General features: G+C 38.2%; 19 protein-coding genes. 9 read left to right on the top strand and 10 right to left on the bottom strand.

Annotation, left to right across the window (positions count from 1 at the left end; all coding sequences use genetic code 11):
- Positions 1-4: 4 nt before the first annotated feature.
- From HFC68_RS04445 to dnaA, 10 genes are all read right to left on the bottom strand, one after another.
- Positions 5-2005 (bottom strand): DHH family phosphoesterase, encoded by a 2001-nt coding sequence (locus HFC68_RS04445; RefSeq protein WP_002833868.1) that lies wholly within the window; start codon positions 2003-2005, stop codon positions 5-7.
- Positions 2006-2207: 202 nt separating this feature from the next.
- Positions 2208-2444 carry a 30S ribosomal protein S18 gene (rpsR, locus tag HFC68_RS04440; RefSeq protein ID WP_002833867.1) on the bottom strand — a complete coding sequence of 79 codons (237 nt, stop codon included), beginning with the start codon at positions 2442-2444 and terminating at the stop codon, positions 2208-2210.
- A gap of 23 nt (positions 2445-2467) precedes the next feature.
- A complete protein-coding gene (gene ssb / locus HFC68_RS04435; RefSeq protein WP_011672766.1) occupies positions 2468-2995 on the bottom strand; it encodes a single-stranded DNA-binding protein in 528 nt (175 codons plus the stop codon).
- A gap of 35 nt (positions 2996-3030) precedes the next feature.
- On the bottom strand, positions 3031-3315 hold the full coding sequence (rpsF, locus tag HFC68_RS04430) for a 30S ribosomal protein S6 (RefSeq protein WP_002833865.1): 285 nt from the start codon (positions 3313-3315) through the stop codon (positions 3031-3033).
- A gap of 246 nt (positions 3316-3561) precedes the next feature.
- On the bottom strand, positions 3562-6042 hold the full coding sequence (gyrA, locus tag HFC68_RS04425; RefSeq protein WP_269668170.1) for a DNA gyrase subunit A: 2481 nt from the start codon (positions 6040-6042) through the stop codon (positions 3562-3564).
- Positions 6043-6141: 99 nt separating this feature from the next.
- Positions 6142-8088 carry a DNA topoisomerase (ATP-hydrolyzing) subunit B gene (gyrB, locus tag HFC68_RS04420; protein WP_002833863.1) on the bottom strand — a complete coding sequence of 649 codons (1947 nt, stop codon included), beginning with the start codon at positions 8086-8088 and terminating at the stop codon, positions 6142-6144.
- A gap of 4 nt (positions 8089-8092) precedes the next feature.
- Positions 8093-9217 (bottom strand): DNA replication/repair protein RecF, encoded by a 1125-nt coding sequence (recF, locus tag HFC68_RS04415; RefSeq protein WP_011672764.1) that lies wholly within the window; start codon positions 9215-9217, stop codon positions 8093-8095.
- Positions 9217-9444: a S4 domain-containing protein YaaA gene (yaaA, locus tag HFC68_RS04410; RefSeq protein WP_002833861.1), complete on the bottom strand. Its 228-nt coding sequence runs from the start codon at positions 9442-9444 to the stop codon at positions 9217-9219. The genes recF and yaaA (HFC68_RS04410) overlap by 1 nt, the downstream gene beginning before the upstream one ends.
- A 220-nt stretch (positions 9445-9664) precedes the next feature.
- On the bottom strand, positions 9665-10804 hold the full coding sequence (gene dnaN, locus HFC68_RS04405) for a DNA polymerase III subunit beta (RefSeq protein ID WP_002833860.1): 1140 nt from the start codon (positions 10802-10804) through the stop codon (positions 9665-9667).
- A 177-nt stretch (positions 10805-10981) separates the two neighbouring features.
- Positions 10982-12322: a chromosomal replication initiator protein DnaA gene (gene dnaA, locus HFC68_RS04400; RefSeq protein ID WP_011672763.1), complete on the bottom strand. Its 1341-nt coding sequence runs from the start codon at positions 12320-12322 to the stop codon at positions 10982-10984.
- A gap of 530 nt (positions 12323-12852) precedes the next feature.
- Here dnaA and rpmH point away from each other — a divergent pair.
- The 9 genes from rpmH (at position 12853) to cls (ending at position 21916) form a co-directional block, all read left to right on the top strand.
- Complete coding sequence (gene rpmH / locus HFC68_RS04395) at positions 12853-12987, top strand: 50S ribosomal protein L34 (protein ID WP_002829327.1); 135 nt, start codon at positions 12853-12855, stop codon at positions 12985-12987.
- A gap of 111 nt (positions 12988-13098) precedes the next feature.
- Positions 13099-13458 carry a ribonuclease P protein component gene (gene rnpA / locus HFC68_RS04390; protein ID WP_002833858.1) on the top strand — a complete coding sequence of 120 codons (360 nt, stop codon included), beginning with the start codon at positions 13099-13101 and terminating at the stop codon, positions 13456-13458.
- Complete coding sequence (yidC, locus tag HFC68_RS04385; protein ID WP_002833857.1) at positions 13458-14297, top strand: membrane protein insertase YidC; 840 nt, start codon at positions 13458-13460, stop codon at positions 14295-14297. The genes rnpA and yidC overlap by 1 nt, the downstream gene beginning before the upstream one ends.
- A gap of 287 nt (positions 14298-14584) precedes the next feature.
- A complete protein-coding gene (gene mnmE, locus HFC68_RS04380; protein WP_011673925.1) occupies positions 14585-15979 on the top strand; it encodes a tRNA uridine-5-carboxymethylaminomethyl(34) synthesis GTPase MnmE in 1395 nt (464 codons plus the stop codon).
- A 17-nt stretch (positions 15980-15996) separates the two neighbouring features.
- Positions 15997-17910: a tRNA uridine-5-carboxymethylaminomethyl(34) synthesis enzyme MnmG gene (mnmG, locus tag HFC68_RS04375; RefSeq protein ID WP_011673924.1), complete on the top strand. Its 1914-nt coding sequence runs from the start codon at positions 15997-15999 to the stop codon at positions 17908-17910.
- Positions 17911-18034: 124 nt separating this feature from the next.
- Complete coding sequence (gene yaaA / locus HFC68_RS04370) at positions 18035-18790, top strand: peroxide stress protein YaaA (RefSeq protein WP_011673923.1); 756 nt, start codon at positions 18035-18037, stop codon at positions 18788-18790.
- A 191-nt stretch (positions 18791-18981) separates the two neighbouring features.
- Positions 18982-19560, top strand: coding sequence for a signal peptidase I (gene lepB, locus HFC68_RS04365; RefSeq protein WP_002833853.1), 579 nt, complete (start codon positions 18982-18984; stop codon positions 19558-19560).
- 130 nt (positions 19561-19690) lie between these two features.
- Positions 19691-20089 (top strand): HIT family protein, encoded by a 399-nt coding sequence (locus tag HFC68_RS04360; protein WP_011673922.1) that lies wholly within the window; start codon positions 19691-19693, stop codon positions 20087-20089.
- Between the two features lie 363 nt (positions 20090-20452).
- Positions 20453-21916, top strand: a complete 1464-nt coding sequence (gene cls, locus HFC68_RS04355; RefSeq protein WP_002833851.1) for a cardiolipin synthase — start codon at positions 20453-20455, stop codon at positions 21914-21916.
- Positions 21917-22013 lie beyond the last annotated feature (97 nt).

Raw genomic sequence — 22013 nt, 5'->3', positions numbered from 1 at the left:
AGAATCACTCCTCATCTTTTTGATTTTCTTGTAAAATTTCAACCAATTGTTGCTCGGCTTCTTCAACACTCACATCTTCTATCTGAGTTGCTGCCATTGCTAAATGACCGCCTCCACCAAGTTTTTCCATGATAACCTGGACGTTTTCCGTTCCTGCGCTTCGCGCCGAAATACCCACAGCATGGTCTCCACGACGTGTGATCACAAATGAGGCTTCTACGCCTGAAATATTCAGTAGTGAATCGGCTGCCTGAGCCGCAATCACTGGATCATACATTCGATCATCTTCACCGGTACAAATTGCATATTTATCTTCAATAAACTGCATTGTATCAATTAAATGGTTTCGTTGCATATAGCTATCAACATTCTCTTTTAAGAGGTAACGAATCGTCTTCTCGTTAGCCCCCACTGAACGAAGATAACTGGCTGCATCAAAAGTTCTTGTCCCCGTACGTTCCGTGAACGATTTAGTATCCACTTCAATCCCTGCCAAAATAGCAGTGGCCTCAATCGGTTGAATTGGTTCACCATCATGGGACTGGTATTCAAACATTTCCGTAATCAACTCACCCGTCGATGATGCATATGGTTCAATGTAAACCAACACGGGATTTTCTGGAAACTCCGTTCCACGGCGATGATGATCAATGATAATCACCCGATTACTAAGCTTATCAAATAGCTCCTCAGATGTCGTTATGGAACGTTTAGAATGATCAACCATCACTAACAAACTTTGGCTATTAGCGAGCTCTACGGCTTGATCTGCACTAATAATGGACTCTTTAAGGTCTTCATGCTCATCCATTTTTTCAATCAAACGCGCTACATCCGAATGCACGCCTTCTTGGTCTAAGACAATCCAACACTCTTTTTTATTCATTTGCGCAATTCGCCGAATCCCGAGCGCTGAACCCACTGAATCTAAGTCCGCATGGGAGTGCCCCATTACAAAGACTTGATCTGCTTGGTTCATTAATTCTTGAACGGCTTGTCCAATCATCCGCGCTCGAACGCGAGTCCGTTTTTCCATCGGATTAGTTTTACCGCCGTAGAAACGAGCTTGTTCATCTTCAGCTTTGACGACAACTTGGTCACCACCTCGTCCTAGCGCTAAATCCAGATTACTTTGCGAAACATCGGCAAGCTTATTAAGATTATCATCCCCGTAAGCAATCCCGATACTTAATGTAACTGGAGAGTTTTGTTTAGAAGTTGCTTCTCGGATAGTATCCAAGAGCTTAAAACTATCCTCTTCCACCTTAGCTAACGTTTCGTTGTACATGATGACAAAGAAATGATCATCATCAACGCGCCTTAAATACATCCCAAACGATTGCGCCCAACTAGAAATCTGGTTGGTAACAAAGTTGTTTAAATTAGAAACTTCCGAATCAGCCATCGACTGTGTAATTTCATCATAGTTATCAATAAAGATTTGACCAATTACCACTTGACGGTCATCGAATTGCTCTTCCATTTTCGCGTATTTAGTCGAATCTAGGAAGTAAACTACGCGATCATCCTTTTGAATTGAAATATCAAAAACGTGATCGTTCCATTTCACACGGCTAACTTTCTCGTCATCTTGATGTTCTTCAATAATCTTCGCCAAATCTTCATCAATTTCATCCAATGGATGTCCCAAAAGTTTTTGTCCTTCAAAATAACTTTGGAAATTAGGGTTAACCCATTCCACTCGATGCTGTTCACTATAAATTAAAATTCCAATTGGCATAGACAACGTAGCGTCTTCTTCAGCCTGATCAATTCGAAACGACAATTCAGAAATATATTTATCAGTCTCATCACTCAGTAAACGCAACGTGCGAACACTAAAAATGCCAGTAACAATAACCAATACTAGCATGATGATGCCGATTAATAAGTTAATATAAAAAGCTAATCCCAGCCCAATCAACGACAGCAAAATAATAACTGCTGTTAAAATCCCGACCCGCGGGTTACGGATAAATGCAGGTAGATGATCTACTAATTTCATAGCACTTCTCCTAAAAAATTGTGTCTAACTATCTCTGATTTTACCATACTTATAACCAATAATTAAAATCGTTTGTTGGAAGGTTATTCTAATAAAAATAGAGCCATAATTGACCAATTATGATCCATCACCGCCCTAATTTTATTTAAACAAAAAGTACCATTCAAGCCTCGGCCTGAATGGTACTTTATATAGCTAAAGATTAGTCTTCAGCAACGAATGGAAGCAAGCCCATGATCCGTGCACGCTTGATTGCAATAGTCAAACGACGTTGGTTCTTAGCACTTGTACCACTGACACGACGAGGTAAAATCTTACCACGTTCTGAAATGAATCGTTTTAACAATTCTGTGTCTTTGTAATCGATGTATTCAATATGGTTTGCAGCAATGTAGTCGACTTTACGACGACGACGGCCACCACGTTTTTGAAATGCCATAATGATTGCCCTCCTCTATTATTTTAGAATGGTAAATCATCGTCAGAAATATCAATTGACTGACCGCTATTAGCAAATGGGTCATTAGGGTTCGAATTGTTAGGTTGTTGTGCACCACTATTATTCGATTGTCCTCCGTCAAATGGATTTCCGGATGATGTTGGTTGTTGTGAAGGGGCAGATTGATTATTGCCAAAATTATTTTCTCCACCTTGACGACGTTCAGAAGATGAACGTGATTCAAGAAGAGAGAAGTTTTCGGCTACAACCTCGGTAACATAAACTCGTTGGCCTTGTTGGTTTTCATAAGAACGGGTTTGAATCCGTCCGTCGATACCAACTAATGAACCCTTCCGAGTGAAGTTAGCAAAGTTTTCTGCAGCTTTACGCCACATAACACAATTAATAAAGTCAGCTTCGCGTTCACCTTGTGAATTAGTAAACTGACGATTAACAGCAACTGTAAAAGTTACTACTGCAGCTCCACTACCTGTATATCGTAGTTCAGGGTCCCTTGTTAGGCGTCCGACAAGCACTGTTCGGTTAATCATAATATCCGCTCCTTCCTAGTTTTTAGTTGTTATTATTAACGTACAACGATCATGTGACGAAGAATTCCGTCAGCAATCTTAGATAGACGATCAAATTCGTTCAAAGCTTCGTCGTCGCTAGCCTTAACGTTAACGATATGATAAATACCGTCGTTAAAACCACCGATTTCGTATGCTAGACGGCGTTTTGACCAGTCTTTTGAATCAACAATTTCAGCACCATTGTCTGTCAAAATCTTGTCAAAACGGTCAACTAAAGCTGTCTTAGCTGCATCGTCAAGATTTGGAGCGATGATGTATGTGATTTCGTAGTTTTTCATTGATTTACACCTCCTCATGGACTTATGGCCTTCTATCACAACGTAGAAAGCAAGGAGAGTTTGCCAAAAAAGCTGGCAACTCACAAATAAGTATTATACCATCCATTTTTAGTGGACGCAATAACAAAAAATCCTAATTAACGATATACAAATGATAAATACACCAAAATTTTCTAATTCATTTTATTAATTAAAAAAGCTGATTAAAAAGTGAAAAATCACTTCAATCAGCTTTTTTAATTAAATTTATTCTTCAGAACTTTCTTCAACAGTTACACTTTCAGTTTCTGCTGCTTCAGTTGCTGGAGTTTGAGTCTGGTTTTCATCATCAACTGGTGCTTCATCAACAATTGCCATTGTAGCAACTTTAGAATTTTCATCCGTCTTGATTACGTGAACCCCTAAGGTCGCCCGACCTGTAGTTGAAACATTATTAACGTCGAAACGAATCATAACCCCACGATCCGTAATCAACATAACATCTTCCGTTCCTTCTACCGTTACTAATCCAGCTAATGGACCATTCTTTTCGGTGATATTCGCAGTCTTAATCCCTTTACCGCCGCGGCCTTTAATTGGGTATTCACTAGCCGGAGTTTGTTTTCCATAACCCTTTTCAGTAATAACCAAGACCTTGCTTTCAGGTTTCAAGATTGCTGAACCGACGACATAATCTTCATCTCGTAAACGAATTCCGCGAACCCCAGTAGCAGAACGTCCCATTGAACGCACATCTGCTTCTTTAAAGCTTACCGCGTATCCGTTATGCGTTCCGATAATAATGTTTTGCTCGCCATCGGTAATAACCACGTTAATTACTTCATCATTTTCCTTCAAGCTAATGGCCTTAAGCCCATTGCTGCGGATATTTAGGAATTCAGCAACCGGTGTTCGTTTTGTCACACCGTTTAACGTTGTAAAGAAGAGGTAACGATTTTCATTATCTTCATCACCGTTATCACGTCCAATATTGATTACAGCCTGAATATTTTCTCCGCTACTAATTCCAAGCAAGTTAATTACTGGAATTCCCTTAGCGGTTCGGCTATATTCAGGGATTTCGTAACCTTTCATCCGGTAAACCTTACCGGCATTGGTGAAGAATAAGAGTACATCATGGGTTGAAGTTGAAACCAGATGTTCGATAAAGTCGTCATCATGAACACCCATCCCTTGGATTCCTCGACCACCGCGATTTTGCGTCTTAAATTCAGACGTAGCCATTCGCTTAATGTAACCATTATGGGTTAAAGTAACCATGACATCTTCTTCTTCGATTAAGTCTTCATCTTCAAGGCTAAGAACTTCACCGACCATCAATTCTGTCCGACGTTCATCCCCAAAGCGCTCTTGAATTTCAAGTAACTCTTTGTAAATGATTTCGTTAATTCGTTCACGGTGAGCTAAAATATCACGGTAATCCGTAATTGCTGCCATGACCTTGTTGTACTCGTCTTCAACCTTTTCACGTTCTAGTCCTGTCAAACGCACCAAACGCATATCCAAGATTGCTTGAGCTTGCTTACTTGATAATGAATAGTTATTCATCAATTTATCTTTAGCAACCTCAGCCGTTTGTGAATTACGAATAATCGCAATAATTTCATCGATGTGGTCCAAAGCAATCCGCAAACCTTCTAAGATGTGCGCCCTTGCTTCAGCCTTCTTCAAATCAAATTCAGTCCGTCGACGAATAACTTCTTCTTGATGAACAAGATAGTGTTGCAAAATTTCCTTTAGGCCTAATACTTTAGGAGCACCATTAACGATGGCCAACATATTAAATCCAAAGGTCGTTTGCATTAATGTCATCTTGTAAAGATTATTCAAAACTACAGATGCACTGACATCACGACGAACATCAATGACAACTCGAAGTCCATCACGATCGGATTCATCATTTACATCAGTAATTCCTTCAATTCGTTTATCACGAGCTAATTCAGCAATGCGTTCGATCAATTTAGCCTTATTGACCATGTATGGTAATTCTGTAGCCACAATGCGTTCGCGACCATTTTTTTCAGTCTCAATATCAACTTTCGCCCGTAAAATAATCGTACCGTGTCCAGTCTCATATGCCTTACGGATTCCCGATTTACCCATCACAATTCCACCGGTTGGGAAGTCTGGCCCAGGGACAGCTTCCATCAAGTCGGCGGTTGTTGCATCTTCGTTATTCATCAAAATATGGATAGCGCTGATGACTTCTGACAAATTATGTGGTGGAATATTCGTCGTCATCCCCACGGCAATCCCAGTTGCTCCGTTAACTAATAAGTTTGGGAAACGTGCTGGTAAAATTGATGGTTCGCGTTCCGTTCCATCATAGTTTTCTTGGAAATCCACGGTATTTTTATTGATATCACGTAGCATTTCCAATGTAATTTTACTCATTCGAGCTTCGGTATAACGCATAGCAGCAGCGCCATCCCCATCGACAGATCCAAAGTTACCATGTCCATCAACAAGCATGTAACGGTAACTAAAGTCTTGGGCCATCCGGACCATTGATTCATAAATTGCAGAGTCACCATGAGGATGATACTTACCCATAACATCCCCAACGATTCTAGCTGACTTCTTATATGGCTTTTCAGGTGTAACTCCTAACTCATTCATCCCGTATAAAATACGACGATGGACGGGTTTTAGTCCATCCCGAACGTCAGGTAAAGCACGCGCAACAATAACACTCATGGCATAATCCAAGAATGATGTACGCATTTGACTACTTAAATTGACATCTGTAATTCGTCCTGACAATTCTTCTGACAATTCGTTTTCCCCCTTATTTTTTGGGCTGTCTAACTTTTAATAATCTTTTTAGATATCCAAGTTTTTAACAAACACAGCGTTCTCTTCAATGAATTTACGACGTGGTTCAACCTTGTCACCCATCAACATTTCAAAATCACCACTTGCAGCATCAGCATCTTCGGCTGAAACTCGTAACAAGCGTCGATTTTCTGGATTCATGGTTGTTTCCCAAAGTTGCTCAGCATCCATTTCACCAAGACCTTTATAACGTTGAATTACAGGTTTTGGTGATGGTGATAATTGTCCAAGTACTGTTTCTAATTCTTCATCAGAATCGATATATTGGATCATCTTACCTTGACGTACTTGGTAGAGCGGTGGTTGAGCAATGTAAACAAATCCTGCATCAATCATTGGACGCATGTAACGATAGAACAGCGTCAATAATAGTGTCCGAATATGAGCACCATCGACATCGGCATCGGTCATGATAATCAATTTATGATAGTTGGCTTTACTTACATCAAAGTCCTCACCAAATCCAGTTCCGAGCGCTGTAAAGAGTGAACGAATTTCTTCATTGGCCAAAACCCGATCCAAAGTGGCTTTTTCAACGTTCAAAATCTTCCCACGAATTGGCAAAATAGCTTGTGTGAGACGCGAACGTCCGGACTTAGCACTACCACCGGCAGAATCACCCTCGACAATGAATAATTCACTAATTGAAGGATCCTTAGAAGTATTATCAGCTAATTTACCAGGAAGATTATTGAGTTCTAGGCCACTCTTCTTACGCGTAACTTCACGAGCTCGTTTAGCGGCAACTCGTGCTTTTGCTGCCAAGATTCCCTTATCAACAATTTGACGTGCAACCTTAGGATTTTCCAATAAGAATTTATTGAAAGTTTCAGCAAACACTTCGTTAACAGCTGTCCGAGCATCTGAGTTACCCAATTTTGTTTTCGTTTGTCCTTCGAATTGAGGATCAGGATGCTTAACGCTGACTACTGCCGTCAAACCTTCTCGAACATCATCACCAGACAATTTATCATCATTTTCTTTTAAAATATTGTTGTTTTTAGCGTAATCGTTAATAACTCGTGTTAAAGCACGTTTGAAACCTTCTTCGTGGGTACCGCCTTCGTAGGTATGAATATTGTTAGTAAAAGTTAACAATTTACTTTGATAACCTTCGATATATTGCATAGCTACTTCAACAGTGATACCTTTTGTAACCCCTTCAACATAGATAGGTTCAGGGAAAATTACTTCTTTGCCTTCGTTTAAGTATTCAACGTAGTGGCGAATCCCACCTTCGTACAAGAAGTCGTCTTCAGTTGGCTTTTCAGGACGCATATCCTTCAAAGTAATCCGTAGACCCTTGTTCAAAAAGGCTAATTCACGAATTCGTGTTTTTAAGATATTAATGTCATATGTGGTAGTTTCTTGGAAAATATCTGGATCTGGAACGAAATGAACAATAGTTCCATGATCGTCAGGATGTTCAGTATCACCAATCGTTTTCATCGGTGTTTTTACTTTTCCTAGCGCAAAATCAATGTAGTAGATTTTACCGTCCTTCATGACGCGCGCATCTAATTCCGTTGATAACGCATTTACAACGGATGCACCCACACCATGCAATCCTCCAGAAACTTTATAACCGCCACCGCCGAATTTACCTCCGGCATGTAGGACCGTAAAGACTGTTTCTAAAGCTGGTTTTCCAGTTTTCTTTTGGATATCAACCGGAATCCCACGTCCATTATCAGTGACGGTAATGCTATTGTCTTTTTCAACGATCACATCAATTTTGTCTGCAAATCCTGCAAGAGCTTCATCAATACCGTTATCAATAATTTCCCAAACCAAATGGTGTAGTCCTTGAGAACTAGTCGACCCAATATACATCCCTGGGCGTTTACGAACTGCTTCGAGCCCCTCTAAAACCTGAATTTGACTCGCATCATATTCTCTGGCTAATTCTGCTTTCGTTTCTTTTTCGTCTGCCAAAAGCTTATTCCTCCTTGCTCTGCATTAAAACTCCGTGATCAATATTAAAGACATGGGGTTCATTAATTAATTGTTGCGCAACACCACTAAGGCTGGTGGTCGTGATGAAAGTTTGTACTTTGTTTTGAATGGCAGTTAACAGGTGTGTTTGACGACTATCGTCAAGTTCAGATAACACATCATCAAGTAAAAGAACCGGATATTCTCCGGTTTCTTCTTTCATCAAATCAATTTCTGCTAATTTAACACTCAGGGCCGTGGTTCGTTGTTGCCCCTGTGAACCAAACGTCGATACGTTTTTGTCATTAACCATAAATCGTACATCGTCAAGATGTGGCCCCACTAAAGTTTTACCTTGTTGAAGCTCCTTTTCACGTTGCTTTTGGAAAAGGGCTTGTAGTGCTGCATAGATTTTTTCAGTAGTATCGGCTTGATCACTACTGATCGGCGAAACATATTGAAAAGATAATTTTTCTTTTCCCTGCGAGATTTCCTTATGCACCTCTTGGGACCATTTTTCCAACTTCTTCAAGAATTGAATGCGTTGGAAAATGATTTCAGCTCCATGGGCTGCTAGCTGATCACTTAAAACATCTAAATAAACTTGGTCACCCTTAGGATTGAACTGTAGCTGTTTAATGTACTGGTTTCGCTGTTTCAGAACGGATCGATATTGCGCCGAGTTATATAGATATTTCGAACTCATCTGTCCAAATTCCATATCAATGAACTTACGGCGAACTGCTGGAGATCCTTTTACAATTGATAAATCCTCAGGCGCAAACAAAATCACATTAAGCTGGCCGACATATTGCGATAAACGGCTTTGCTCAAGGTGATTTACTTTGGCATTTTTCCCTTTGGAAGATAAATTGATTTCAAGCGGTGTAACGGTGTGTTCTTTTTGGACACTCCCTGATACTCGCGCTGCTTTGGTTTTCCAACTAATCAAATCTCGATCACTATTGGTTCGGTGACTTCTAGTCAAAGCTAAGAAATAAATAGATTCTAATAGATTAGTCTTGCCTTGTGCATTTTCACCCAATAGAACATTGATACCCGAACCGAACTCGACAACAAGATCAGCATAATTACGAAAATTATGTAACTCCAGTGTCTTCAGATACATTAGTTACCAGATTTCATTGTAATCTTGAAAGAACCTTCATCTGGAACTTCAACTACATCATCTTCGTAAAGTTTTTTTCCACGGCGATCATCGTGTTCTCCGTTAACCAGGACGGTATTTTCACGTAAAAACCACTTAGCTTGTCCACCAGTGCCAATAATACCCTCTTCTTTCAAGAGTTGTCCTAAAGTAATAAACTCTGTGTTTATTTCAACATCTTTTTGCATACTATCACCCCACGTATCTCATAATATTATACCTTTATTTTAACTAAAAAACAATTTTATCTGTCTTAAAACGGCTTCTCAGCGAATTTAACCCTTCTGAATGTTTTTTGCCTTAAACGGGTTATTTTTTCTCAAATTTACGTATACGCGTTTTTAACCAGATTTATCCAAAAAAAGAGTTTGAGAAATTAATTTTCTCAAACTCCATAGCGTTACTTTATTAAAATGTTCGAACAGGTGTGATTAATTGAATAAAGTTTTCTTGATCTTCAGTTGGTACCAAAGTAAATGGACGTAATGCTGAAGTAAAGGCCATCTTAATTGATGTATGTCCAAATGAACGTAGCGCATCTTTCAAATAGTCTGGGTTAAAGGAAATTTCAAGGTCTTCACCCACAATATCTTTAGTAACCACTTCTTCTTCTACATTACCGACTTCAGGAGAATCACCAGAGATGATTGCTTGCTTGTTAGCCGCGTTAATCGTTAATTTAACCACGTTATTGCGTCCAGCATGTGAAAGCAATGAAGCCCGTTCAATCGAAGCTAACAATTCTGGAGCTTCAAATTCCATTTCAGTTGAACTTTCCTTTGGAATTAAACGGGATGTATCTGGATACAAGCCCTCCAATAGACGTGAATAGAATAAAGTTTCATCAAATGTAAATAATGCTTGGTTTTCTGAAATTTGAAGTGTAATTGTATCAATTTCATCATCTAACATTCTGGAAAGTTCTAAAAGACTCTTCCCAGGGATGATAATATCTTCAGGCATTTTAATTGGTTCTGGGAGATTAATTACCCGTTGGCTCAAACGATGACTATCCGTTGCTACGGCTGATAATTTATTTCCTTCAATCGTAAAATGAATCCCAGTTAAGATTGGACGACTTTCTTGATTAGAAACTGCGATAACTGTTTCATTAATCATTTCGCTAAATACATCAGCTTTTAAAGTAATGGTTGTTTGACTATCAACTTCTGGTAAATGAGGGAAGTTATTAGCATCTAAACCATTAATCTTAAATTCAGAAGCACCTGACGTAATGGTCGTTTGAAAACCGTCTTTTACCTCAAGTAACATAGTGTTGTCTGGTAATTTTTTAACAATATCTCCGAAGAAACGGGCTGTTAAAACTACCGCTCCGGTACTTTCGATATTAAGATGAGCTTCTTCATCGTTAGTTGAAATGGTGGTTTCGATAGAAATGTCAGTATTGCTTCCAGTTAGAATTAAACGATCTTCTTCTGCTTCAATTTTTAATCCAGTCAAAATTGGAATCGTGGTTTTAGAAGAAATGGCTCTTTGAACCGCATTTAATTTTTTGATAAATGTATTTCGAGCGATGGTAAATTTCATTTTACAAAACTCCTTTATGTTGCTCTCTGTTTTATATATTAATTAATAATAAAAAGATAGTAGTAGTAATAAGGGCTGTTGGAACTGTTAATAACTCAAATTAGCCGTCATAATTTAACTTTTAGCCTGTGGACTACCTGTGGATAACTTTCGAAGTTATTAACACTTATCCACAATTTAAGGTTTTAGCTCACTTTTTAAATCTCCAACTTGGCGAGCAAGTTCCTCATCTTTTTCTAGTTCAGCTTTGATCTTATCAAAGGAATGAATAACGGTAGTATGATCTTTACCACCAAATTCTGTTCCAATTTTAGGCAATGAACTTTCAGTTAATTCACGGGATAGATACATCGCAATCTGGCGTGGAATAACGATGGATTTCATCCGTTTCTTTCCTTTAAGGTCAGCTACTGTAACATGGAAATATTTTGCGACCTTGTCTTGAATCATTGGAATCGTAATATGGCTAAGGTTGCTACCGAAATTCAAACTGCGAAGAGCGTCTGAAGCTAAATCGGTGGTAATCGCTGCGTTTTGCAATTTAGCGTAAGCCTGGATTCGAGCCATCGCCCCCTCTAACTCACGAATATTTGAATCAATACGATTAGCGATGTATTCCAAGGTTTCGTCAGGAATTTCAACGTTATCTGCTTGAGCCTTCTCCCGCAAGATTGCAATTCGAGTTTCTAAATTAGGGGGCGTGATATCAATTGAAAGTCCCCACTTAAATCTTGATACCAAACGTTCTTGCAACTTCGGAATTTCATTTGGTAAGCGATCGGATGTCAACACGATTTGTTTTTGGGCATTATACAAGGCCTCAAATGTATGGAAAAATTCCTCTTGAGTTGCTTCTTTATCCGCAAAAAACTGCACATCATCTACTAATAAAAGATCAACGTTACGATACTTCTCATGAAACTCTTCCGTCTTATTCTTTTGAATCGAATTAATGAAGTCGTTAGTGAAGGCTTCACTTGTTACATATTTAACGCGAGTTTTGGGATCATTTTCTAATAACTGATGCCCAATCGCATGCATTAAATGGGTTTTTCCAAGTCCCACTCCTCCATAGAAAAAGAGCGGATTATATAGAACGCCAGGTTCATCTGATACAGCCATCGCAGCTGCATGCGCCATTTGGTTACCACTACCAATAACAAAAGTATCAAAAGTATATCTACTATTAAGTTGGGTATCTTCAGTAGAAGCTTTGGTTTCTTTTTTAGAGGTAGCGGACCTTTCCGCCTGCTGCGTCTTGAATTCATCTTCCGTTACGAATTCAGGCGTAATGTCTTGATCAGTGAACTGGTAGGCATATTCGACAAACTTCTCGATCAAATGCTTTGTCCAGTAATCTCGATGTAGACTCGAAAGAACCTTAATCTTCATTATGTGGTTTTCTAATGAAATGGGTTCTGCCGTTTCTACCCAAGCACCGAAACTGGCCTTTGACATGGAGTCGTCTTTTTCGAAACTATTTTTAATGTTGTTCCAAAGGTCAATATAGTTAGGCACTTTTTCAATTCCTCCAAAATTTTTAGCTCACTAAGTTTAACATAAAAAAATAAAGTTATCCACATGGATGTGGATAACTAAATGGGGTTAAATAACAGTCTGTGATCCGAGTTATCCACAGGGTGTTATCAAGCAATTCTCTTTTCGTAGAAATTTAAGTTATAAACAGAAACTTGTGGATAACTATTATTTTTATATCAACGTTTATTAAACATATCCACAGATTTCCACAAGGCTGTGGATAACTATATAAACACCCTGTGAGCGAAAAAAATTGCTGCGAAAAAGCCTGTTGATAAGTCGAAATCGTTTAAAAAGTTATCCACAAAGTATAGACAAGCTAACGCTCTGTTTGTGGATAAAATTTTGGATTTTATTTTAAATTATTTCCTAATAGGTGGTTTGATTTATTCTGTAGGTATGATATTATGTTAAGGTAATTGTTTAAACGACATAAACTGATTTATCGAAAATTAAAAAATAGATATAAAAATTCAGTATGTGTATTTTCGTTCAGGAGGTGGACCATAATGAAACGAACATATCAACCTAAGAAACGCCATCGTCAACGCGTTCACGGTTTCCGCAAGCGCATGAGCACAAGCAACGGCCGTAAAGTTTTAGCACGTAGACGTCAAAAAGGTAGAAAAGTATTATCTGCATAATAAGGCCACTGATCCCAGTGGTCTTTTATTTTTTAAATTTTTAGAGACAATAGAAGCTTTTTTACATATAATGTTTGTTAGTGATATATATATAGGTTGTGGAGAGAAATAATGCGAAAGTCGTATCGAATCAAAAAAGAACTTGAGTTTCAAAAGGTCTTTGAAACTCGTAATTCATTTGCAAATAAAAAATTTGTCGTTTACGTGATGGACAAACCAGAACAACCTCACTTTAGGGTTGGAATTTCCGTTGGGAAAAAAATCGGTAATGCGGTAATGCGTAATTATACAAAACGTCGAATTCGTCAAAGCATTTTGGAATTCAAGCCTCTTTTACGTCAAGACGTCGATTTTTTAGTTATAGCACGTCCACAAGCTTCTGGACTACCAATGAATGAAGTTAAACAACAATTGGAACATGTTTTTAAGCTAGCAGGGTTGTTTGCTTCAAAACAAAGTGAGGAAGAATAGTGAAACATTTAAAACGAAATATGGCGTTGCTCAGTGTGGCAGCCCTATCCTTCATATTAACTGCGTGTAGCACAGCGCCCATCACCAGTCACAGTACTGGGATTTGGGACGGAGTGATTGTTTACAATTTCTCGAGATTCATCATCTACTTATCCAAGTTGTTTGGTGGCAATTATGGTTGGGGTATTATTGTTTTCACCATAATAATTCGAATTATCATCTTACCATTGATGATTTATCAAACTAGAACAACGATGAAAACAGCTGAACTTCAACCCAAGTTAAAACAGTTACAGCAAAAATATTCATCACGAGATGCTGAAAGTCAGCAAAAACTTCGTGAAGAACAGCAAAAGCTTTATGCTGAAGCTGGGGTAAATCCGATGGCTGGATGTTTGCCATTGATCATCCAATTACCAGTTATGTATGCTTTGTATGCGGCGGTTAGCCGGACCCAAGTGTTAAAAGAGGGTACTTTCTTATGGCTACAATTGAGTGATAAGGATCCTTACTTTATTTTACCCATCTTAGCCGCCTTGTTCACATTTATGAGTACTTGGTTGTCGATGAAGTCACAACCCGCTGGATCACAAAATGGAATGACATCGGCCATGACGTTTGGTATGCCACTAGTAATTTTGATTACTGCTTTAAACTTCCCAGCAGCGATCACATTGTACTGGGTAGTAACTAACCTATTCCAAGTTGGTCAAACACTTATAATTCAGAATCCGTTCAAGATCCAAAAAGAACGTGAAGAAAAAATTCAAACTGAAAAGGCAAAGCGTAAAGCAATTGAAAAAGCTAAACGCCGAGCAATGAAGAGTAAACGAAAATAATTTATGAAAGCAATCGCAACTGTTTCGCAGGGGTGATTGCTTTTTTGATGGACTAAATGCAGGTTGATTTAAGTAACGTGATGATGGAGTGATATGATGCCCATAGAGCTGGATTAGATTAATGAGAATAAAAAATTGACAAATCCGTCTTTAAATTTTATGATGTAGTTCGTATAAAGTGAATATGATGAAGTAGTGAAAGTGCTTTGTCCACCCTATATCCAAGTGGCTAACTGGATTATGGGTGGAACTGCGCTTTTTTTATTGGAAAAAGAAAGGATAACATTATGCAAACTGTTTCAACTGAATTTGACACAATTGCAGCAATTTCAACTCCACCTGGGGAAGGCGGAATTTCAATTATTCGAATTAGCGGAGTGGATGCACTTAAAACTGCCAGCCAGATTTATCGTGGCAAAGATTTGAATAAGGTGAATAGCCATACCATTAATTATGGTCATATTATTGATCCAGAAAATGGAAATGAAGTAGATGAAGTAATGGTGTCTGTAATGCGTGCGCCACATACATACACCAAGGAAGATATCGTCGAAATTAATTGTCATGGTGGGATTGTCGCAACTAACCGAATTTTACAGATTATTTTAGGGTTAGATGCGAGATTGGCTAAACCGGGTGAATTTACTGAACGAGCTTTTTTGAACGGACGAATCGATTTGTCTCAAGCAGAAGCCGTAATGGATTTAATTCGTGCTAAAACTGATCAATCGATGAAAGTGGCGCTTGATCAGTTAGATGGAAATTTATCCCATTTAATTACTAATTTACGTCAAAATATCTTAGATGTTTTAGCACAAGTTGAAGTTAACATTGATTATCCAGAATATGACGATGTCGAAACAATGACAGCTCGGTTACTTAAAGAAAAAGCAATTGAAGTTAAAGCGAAGATTCAACAATTACTTTCAACCGCTAAACAAGGTAAAGTGCTCCGTGATGGGCTGGCTACCGCCATTATTGGGCATCCCAATGTCGGTAAATCTAGTATTCTAAATCATCTTTTACATGAAGATAAGGCCATCGTCACGGATGTTGCTGGTACAACTCGTGATGTAATTGAAGAATATGTTAATGTTCAAGGGGTCCCACTTAAGTTGGTTGACACAGCTGGTATTCATGAAACAGAAGATAAAGTTGAAAAAATTGGAGTGGATCGAAGCCGCAAAGCTCTTTCACAAGCCGATTTAGTTATCTTGGTTTTAGATAGTAGTGTCCCACTGCGCGATGAGGATCGGGAGCTGCTAAGAGAAACCAATCATATGCAGCGGATCGTCGTGCTTAATAAATCAGATTTAGAAGTAAAAATTAACTTAAATGAACTTCAAGAATATGTAGATGATAAAGAAATTATCAAATCATCAGCCGTTTCACCTTTAGGAACCAAAGACCTTGAGGATCGTATTGCAGCAATGTTCTTTGCTGGAAGCATTGAAAATACCTCTAATAATATTATGGTAACTAACGCTCGTCATATTGGATTGTTGAAGCAAGCTGATACAGCTTTAGATGCCGTTCTTGAAGGGATTGAAACAGGAATGCCAGTTGATTTAGTTCAAATCGATATGACACGTACTTGGGATTTATTGGGTGAAATTACTGGTGATAGTTACCAAGACGAATTATTAGATCAGTTATTTAGTCAATTTTGTTTAGGAAAATAAATTTGGAGTTGAAAAATATGTCTGAAGTAAAACAATATGAAGGTCGCGAGTATGACGTAATTGTAGTAGGAGCTGGACATGCTGGCTCGGAAGCGGCGCTCGCTGCCGCTCGAATGGGTAATAAAACCCTCTTAATGACCATTAATCTCGACATGGTGGCATTTATGCCATGTAACCCTTCCATTGGTGGTCCAGCCAAAGGAATTGTTGTCCGAGAAATTGATGCATTAGGCGGCGAAATGGGTCGCAATATTGATAAAACTTATGTTCAAATGCGGATGTTAAATACCGGAAAAGGCCCAGCGGTGCGCGCGCTGCGCGCGCAGGCTGATAAGCATGCTTATCATGCTGAGATGAAAAAGACCATCGAAGCTGAACCTAATTTGACTTTGCGTCAAGGAATTGTAGATGACTTAATTGTTGAAGATGGGGTCTGCAAGGGAGTTATTACTAACACCGGCGCCCGTTATCAAGCTAAAAGTGTTGTTCTAACATTAGGGACAGCTGCTCGCGGTAAAATTATCATTGGTGAACTTCAATATTCATCCGGTCCTAACAATTCTCAAGCTGCGCTAGAGTTAACCAAAAACTTGACCGAAAAATATCACTTTGACTTAGAGCGCTTCAAGACGGGGACACCTCCTCGAGTTGATGGCGGAACTATCAACTACGATGAAACCGAAGAACAACCCGGTGATGAAGTTCCTAATCATTTTAGTTTCCAAACACCAGATAGTAAGTACATTGAACTTAAAAACCAATTATCTTGCTGGTTGACTTACACAAATGAAAAAACTCATGAAATCATTCGCGAGAATTTAGATCGAGCTCCCATGTTTTCAGGAATGATTGAAGGTGTCGGACCTCGTTACTGCCCTTCAATCGAAGATAAGATTGTTCGTTTTGCGGACAAGAGTCGTCACCAGTTGTTCCTTGAACCAGAAGGCCGTAAAACTGACGAATGGTATGTCCAAGGACTTTCAACTTCAATGCCTGAAGAAGTGCAGCAACAAATTTTGCATTCCATTAAGGGGCTAGAAGAAGCTGAAATGATGCGTCCCGGATATGCGATCGAATACGATGTGGTAGCACCTTATCAATTGAAGAACACTTTGGAAACTAAACTAGTAAAGAATTTATATACTGCTGGTCAAACTAACGGAACATCAGGATATGAAGAAGCTGCTGGTCAAGGTCTAATTGCAGGGATTAATGCTGGCCGTCGGGCCCTAGGTAAGGAGCCTTTAACGCTGAAACGTAGTGATGCTTACATCGGTGTAATGATCGATGATTTGGTAACTAAGGGTACTAAAGAGCCTTATCGTTTGTTGACCAGTCGTGCAGAATATCGTTTAATTTTACGTCATGATAATGCTGATTTACGCTTAACAGAAGTGGGACATAACTTAGGTTTGGTTAGTGACGAAGAATATAATGCATTCCTTGAAAAGAAACAAGATATTAAGGATGAACTACAACGTCTGTCAGAAATTCGAATTAAACCTAGTCAAGTTCAAAAATTCCTAGAGTCAAAGGGTTCTAACGGCTTAAAAGATGGGGTTTTAGCATCAGAATTTCTACGGCGTCCGGAAGTTAACTATAGTGACTTATTGAAGTTCATTGATGCTCCAGAAAAAGATTTAGATCGTCGAGTAATTGAACAGGTCGAAATCGAAACTAAATATGCTGGATATATTAAAAAGGCTCAAGATCGGGTGGATCGTTTGAAGCGGATGGAAGAAAAGGCTATCCCAGATCGGATTGATTATGAAGCTATTAATGGATTGGCCACTGAAGGTCGCCAAAAACTCGAAAAAATCCGTCCAACTACCATTGCACAGGCTTCACGGATTAGCGGGGTAACACCAGCTGACATTGCAATTTTGAGTGTTTATATCCAACAAGGAAAAATCGCAAAAATCGCAGAATAACAAAAATTAGCCCCTTGAAAAATTCAAGGAGCTTTTTTTGTTTCACAAAAAAGAATGTTTCACGTGAAACTGAAAAAAATTAATGTTAGTTCTGCTAAAATAGGCAGTAAAAAAGGAGAATGGCATGAAGATAATTATTGCACCAGCTAAGAAGATGCAAGTAGATACAGATTCCTTTGACGCGACGACGATGCCAGTATATTTGAAGCAAACCCAGAAGATTCTGACGATGATGAAACAACTTACGTACTCAGATCTTAAAATGTTATGGAAGTGTAGCGATAAACTTGCTCAATTGAATTATGAGCGTCTGCAAGGTTTAGATTTAAAATATCAGCTAACGCCAGCAATTATGGCTTACGTCGGAATTCAATATCAATATATGGCTCCAGACTTAATGACGGAAAAGCAGTTGGCTTATATACAGGAACATTTAAGAATTCTATCTGGGTTTTACGGAGTGCTACGTCCATTTGATGGGATTGTCCCATATCGACTAGAAATGCAAGCGAAGTTAAAAATAGACAACTATAATAACTTATGCCAATTTTGGGGAGCTAAGCTTTATCAAAATTTATATAAAGATAATCGAGCCGTCGTTAATTTAGCGTCTAAAGAATATGAAAAAGCCGTACGTCCGTTTCTTCAAGAAGACGATAAAATGACTACTTGTATTTTTGGAGAAATTATCGATGGAAAGGTAAAGCAAAAAGCAACTCCGGCCAAAGAAGCTCGAGGAGAAATGGTTAATTTTATGGCGCTTAACCAAGTTAAAAATACCAAAGAACTGAAGAGCTTTGATCGTTTAAACTATGCTTACCGAGCCGATTTATCAAGTGCTGATAAAATGGTGTTTATCAAAAATGAACTTCACAAATAATGACTTAAACAAATTTTGAACTTAAATTGAAGGTGGGTGAATACCCATAGATTGGCAAATATAACAGTTATATTGCAAAAGTATATAAAAATATCAAGTTTTCATTTCAAAAGTAAAATTTCTAAGACAAGTAACTAAGTTTGGGCTACAATAAGATTCATTAAGAGACTAAAGTGTTTGGAGGAAGATCGATGCGTTTTTTGAGAGATTGGATTTTACCAATCGTAATTGGATTATTAGTTGCACTGCTAGTTAAAACATTCCTGTTTCAATTTGTTAAGGTAGATGGCTCTTCAATGCAACCTAACCTACAAGATAGTGAACGAGTATTAGTTTGGAAACCAATGGAAGTTAAGCGGATGAGTGTAATTGTTTTTGATGCTCATGGAGAAGATCCGGCAGCTACTGAACCCGTAGATTATGTTAAGCGGGTCATCGGTGTTCCTGGGGACACAATTAGTTATAAAGATGGAAAGTTGTATGTTAATGATAAGTTAGTTCCTCAAAAATTTATTGATGAAGAACAACGCACAACGGGGACTGGAAACTGGACCTTAGCTTCAATTGCCAACAAATATGGCTGGGCTAAGAGTCCTAAAAAGGTACCCAAGGATTCGTACTTTGTGTTAGGAGATCATCGAAGTGTTTCTAACGATAGTCGATACTGGGGATTTGTTAAGAAGTCTAAAGTAATGGGTGTTGTGAAGGTTCCATTTTGGAGTAAAAATGATCAAGCTAAGAAAAATATCAATAAGTTAGCAACCGATTAAGCTAAGAAAGCTGTGAGATAGTCGCAGCTTTTTTTGTTTGTTTTTATGAAGGTAAGCGCTAAAATTAAATTAACGTACCAGCTAGTAAAAGAGATTGGTAACTTGGAACTTAATCGTGGAGGAATGAAAAATGAAGCGTGATCCGAATTGTGTTTTTTGCCAGAAAACAAAGGAAGATTATATTGTTGAAAATAAATTAGCAGCGTCATTTTTAGATTTTTATCCAGTTAGTAAGGGACATACTTTAATCGTACCTAAACGGCATGTCCGTCAATTGTGGGAATTAAATGAAGAGGAAAGACACGCAATTTTTACATTGGTCGAAAAAAATAAGGCGATCTTAGACCAAAAATACCAACCGGATGGATATAATGTGGTAGTAAATTCAGGTGCGGCGGCAGGCCAGAGTGTTTTTCACTGTCATATCCATCTCATACCACGCTACTGGAATGAAGATCCAAAGCGTAAACCAGTTCCGGGCCAATTCTTAGTACCTCCGGAGCGTCCTCAATTCAAGGGGATGGATTAGAAAATAAATTAGAAAGCATTCGGTACTTTATAAAGTATCGAATGCTTTATTATTTTAAGAAATAAAAAAACGTCTCACCAGGGGGGAGAGACGCATATACAGGTAATAGGTAACTGGTCGTTAGACCTTTCATTCACCTTATGGGGGGAGTAAATGAAAAAGTTATCTATAGTGTCACTATAAAAAGAAATTGTGAAGAAAGTGTGAATTTTTGATTGCTGAGAAATTACAGTTTATCGGGTTTAATGTAATATTTCAAAACGGGTAAAATTTAGTCCTAAAAAAAGGCTAAAATAAAAAAGTTCTTTCATTTTTAAATCTACATAGTATCATGAATCCATACGAGTATAATGGGGGATTTAGATGTTTCAAATTATAAAAGATATTATATATATTATTCTTATTCTAAATATTATTGGTGCCGTTTATACAGTTTTTAGACAACGTCGAGATATAGCTGCTACTTGGGCCTGGTTATTGGTCTTATTTTTCTTGCCTGGTGTAGGCTTTGTGATATACGCCTTTGTGGGACGAAAGCTACCAGAAAACAAATTATTTCCGCTGAAAAGTAAGACTCGCCTTCAATTGGATCAAGTTATGGAGCATCAGCGTCGAGAGCTAAAAAAGAATGAGTTTACTGCTGCCGATCAAGTTGTTAAAGATTCAGAACGAATGGTCCAATTCTTTACTAAAACGGATTATTCTTTTTTAAATCGAAGAAATGAAGTTCAAATCATCACAGATGGAAATGAACTTTTTGATGATATTTTTGCTGAAATTAAAAAAGCGAAAAAGCATATTCACGTTGAATTTTATACAATTTATGATGATCAAATTGGCAATCAGTTACGCGAGCTATTGGAAGAAAAAGCACGTGAAGGTGTTGAAGTTAAGGTGCTATGGGATTCATGGGGATCGCTAGGTACCAAAAGAAGTTTCTTCAAGAAATTGAATGAACTAGGCGGAGAAGCGTATCCATTTCTAGGTACACGTTCAGCTTTAACTGACTTTCGATTGAACTTCAGGGATCACCGTAAAATTGTCGTGATTGATGGTAAGATTGGTTATGTTGGTGGTTTTAATGTGGGAGATCAATATTTAGGCCGTAAGAAGAAATTTGGTTATTGGCGAGATACCCATTTGAAAATCATCGGTTCTGGAGTTTACGGACTTCAATCAAGATTTATCCTGGATTGGAATGCTACAGACCGTAAAAAACAAATTGTCGAAGAGTTTAAAGCTGGATCAGTTTATTTCCCAGTCGCTGAAGTTAAAGGCAATACCAGTCTTCAAATCGTTAGTAATGGGCCAGATTCAGATATTGAAAAAATTAAAATGGGTTATTTGAAAATGATTCATAAAGCCAGAGAATCGGTTTGGATTCAATCACCATATTTAATTCCAGATGATAGTGTCTTGGACGCATTGCGCTTAGCAGCAACATCGGGAGTAGATGTTCGAGTAATGATTCCATGTATGCCTGATCACGCGTTTGTCTATCGTGCAACCCAATATTATGCTTGGCAATGTGCTAAGTGGGGAATTAAAGTTTATTACTACAACAATGGTTTCATCCATGCTAAAACGATGGTAGTGGATGGAAAAATATCTACAGTGGGTTCTGCGAATATGGATTTCCGTAGTTTCAAACTTAATTTTGAAGTTAACGCCTTTATGTATGATGAAAATATTGCAAAACAACTGCAGGAAATTTATGAAGAAGATATCAAACATTCTAGTCTCCAAACCGTAGCCATGTTTAATAAACAATCCACATGGCTGAAGTTCAAACAAACCTTTTCACGTTTGCTTTCACCAATTTTGTAAGTAAAAAGAGTTGACGTTATTTTTAACCCGTGATAATCTTGTAAAAAATCAATTAAAGCATTTTAACTTTCACATTAAGTAGTGCATAATCTGGGTG

The organism is Pediococcus sp. EKM201D, from assembly GCF_011800215.1.
In the GTDB taxonomy this organism is placed as follows: domain Bacteria; phylum Bacillota; class Bacilli; order Lactobacillales; family Lactobacillaceae; genus Pediococcus; species Pediococcus pentosaceus.
The sequence above is the reverse complement of the archived record's forward strand: the minus strand, read 5'-3'. Positions and strand labels throughout refer to the sequence as shown.

Coding starts and splice junctions, on each gene's coding strand:
- cls (WP_002833851.1), top strand. CDS start 20,453: ATGTTTCAAATTATAAAAGATATTATATATATTATTCTTATTCTAAAT.
- dnaN (WP_002833860.1), bottom strand. CDS start 10,804: ATGAAATTTACCATCGCTCGAAATACATTTATCAAAAAATTAAATGCG.
- HFC68_RS04445 (WP_002833868.1), bottom strand. CDS start 2,005: ATGAAATTAGTAGATCATCTACCTGCATTTATCCGTAACCCGCGGGTC.
- rnpA (WP_002833858.1), top strand. CDS start 13,099: ATGCGAAAGTCGTATCGAATCAAAAAAGAACTTGAGTTTCAAAAGGTC.
- rpsF (WP_002833865.1), bottom strand. CDS start 3,315: ATGAAAAACTACGAAATCACATACATCATCGCTCCAAATCTTGACGAT.
- HFC68_RS04360 (WP_011673922.1), top strand. CDS start 19,691: ATGAAGCGTGATCCGAATTGTGTTTTTTGCCAGAAAACAAAGGAAGAT.
- lepB (WP_002833853.1), top strand. CDS start 18,982: ATGCGTTTTTTGAGAGATTGGATTTTACCAATCGTAATTGGATTATTA.
- rpsR (WP_002833867.1), bottom strand. CDS start 2,444: ATGGCATTTCAAAAACGTGGTGGCCGTCGTCGTCGTAAAGTCGACTAC.
- yaaA (WP_002833861.1), bottom strand. CDS start 9,444: ATGCAAAAAGATGTTGAAATAAACACAGAGTTTATTACTTTAGGACAA.
- gyrA (WP_269668170.1), bottom strand. CDS start 6,042: ATGCGTACATCATTCTTGGATTATGCCATGAGTGTTATTGTTGCGCGT.
- yaaA (WP_011673923.1), top strand. CDS start 18,035: ATGAAGATAATTATTGCACCAGCTAAGAAGATGCAAGTAGATACAGAT.
- mnmE (WP_011673925.1), top strand. CDS start 14,585: ATGCAAACTGTTTCAACTGAATTTGACACAATTGCAGCAATTTCAACT.
- mnmG (WP_011673924.1), top strand. CDS start 15,997: ATGTCTGAAGTAAAACAATATGAAGGTCGCGAGTATGACGTAATTGTA.
- ssb (WP_011672766.1), bottom strand. CDS start 2,995: ATGATTAACCGAACAGTGCTTGTCGGACGCCTAACAAGGGACCCTGAA.
- rpmH (WP_002829327.1), top strand. CDS start 12,853: ATGAAACGAACATATCAACCTAAGAAACGCCATCGTCAACGCGTTCAC.
- recF (WP_011672764.1), bottom strand. CDS start 9,217: ATGTATCTGAAGACACTGGAGTTACATAATTTTCGTAATTATGCTGAT.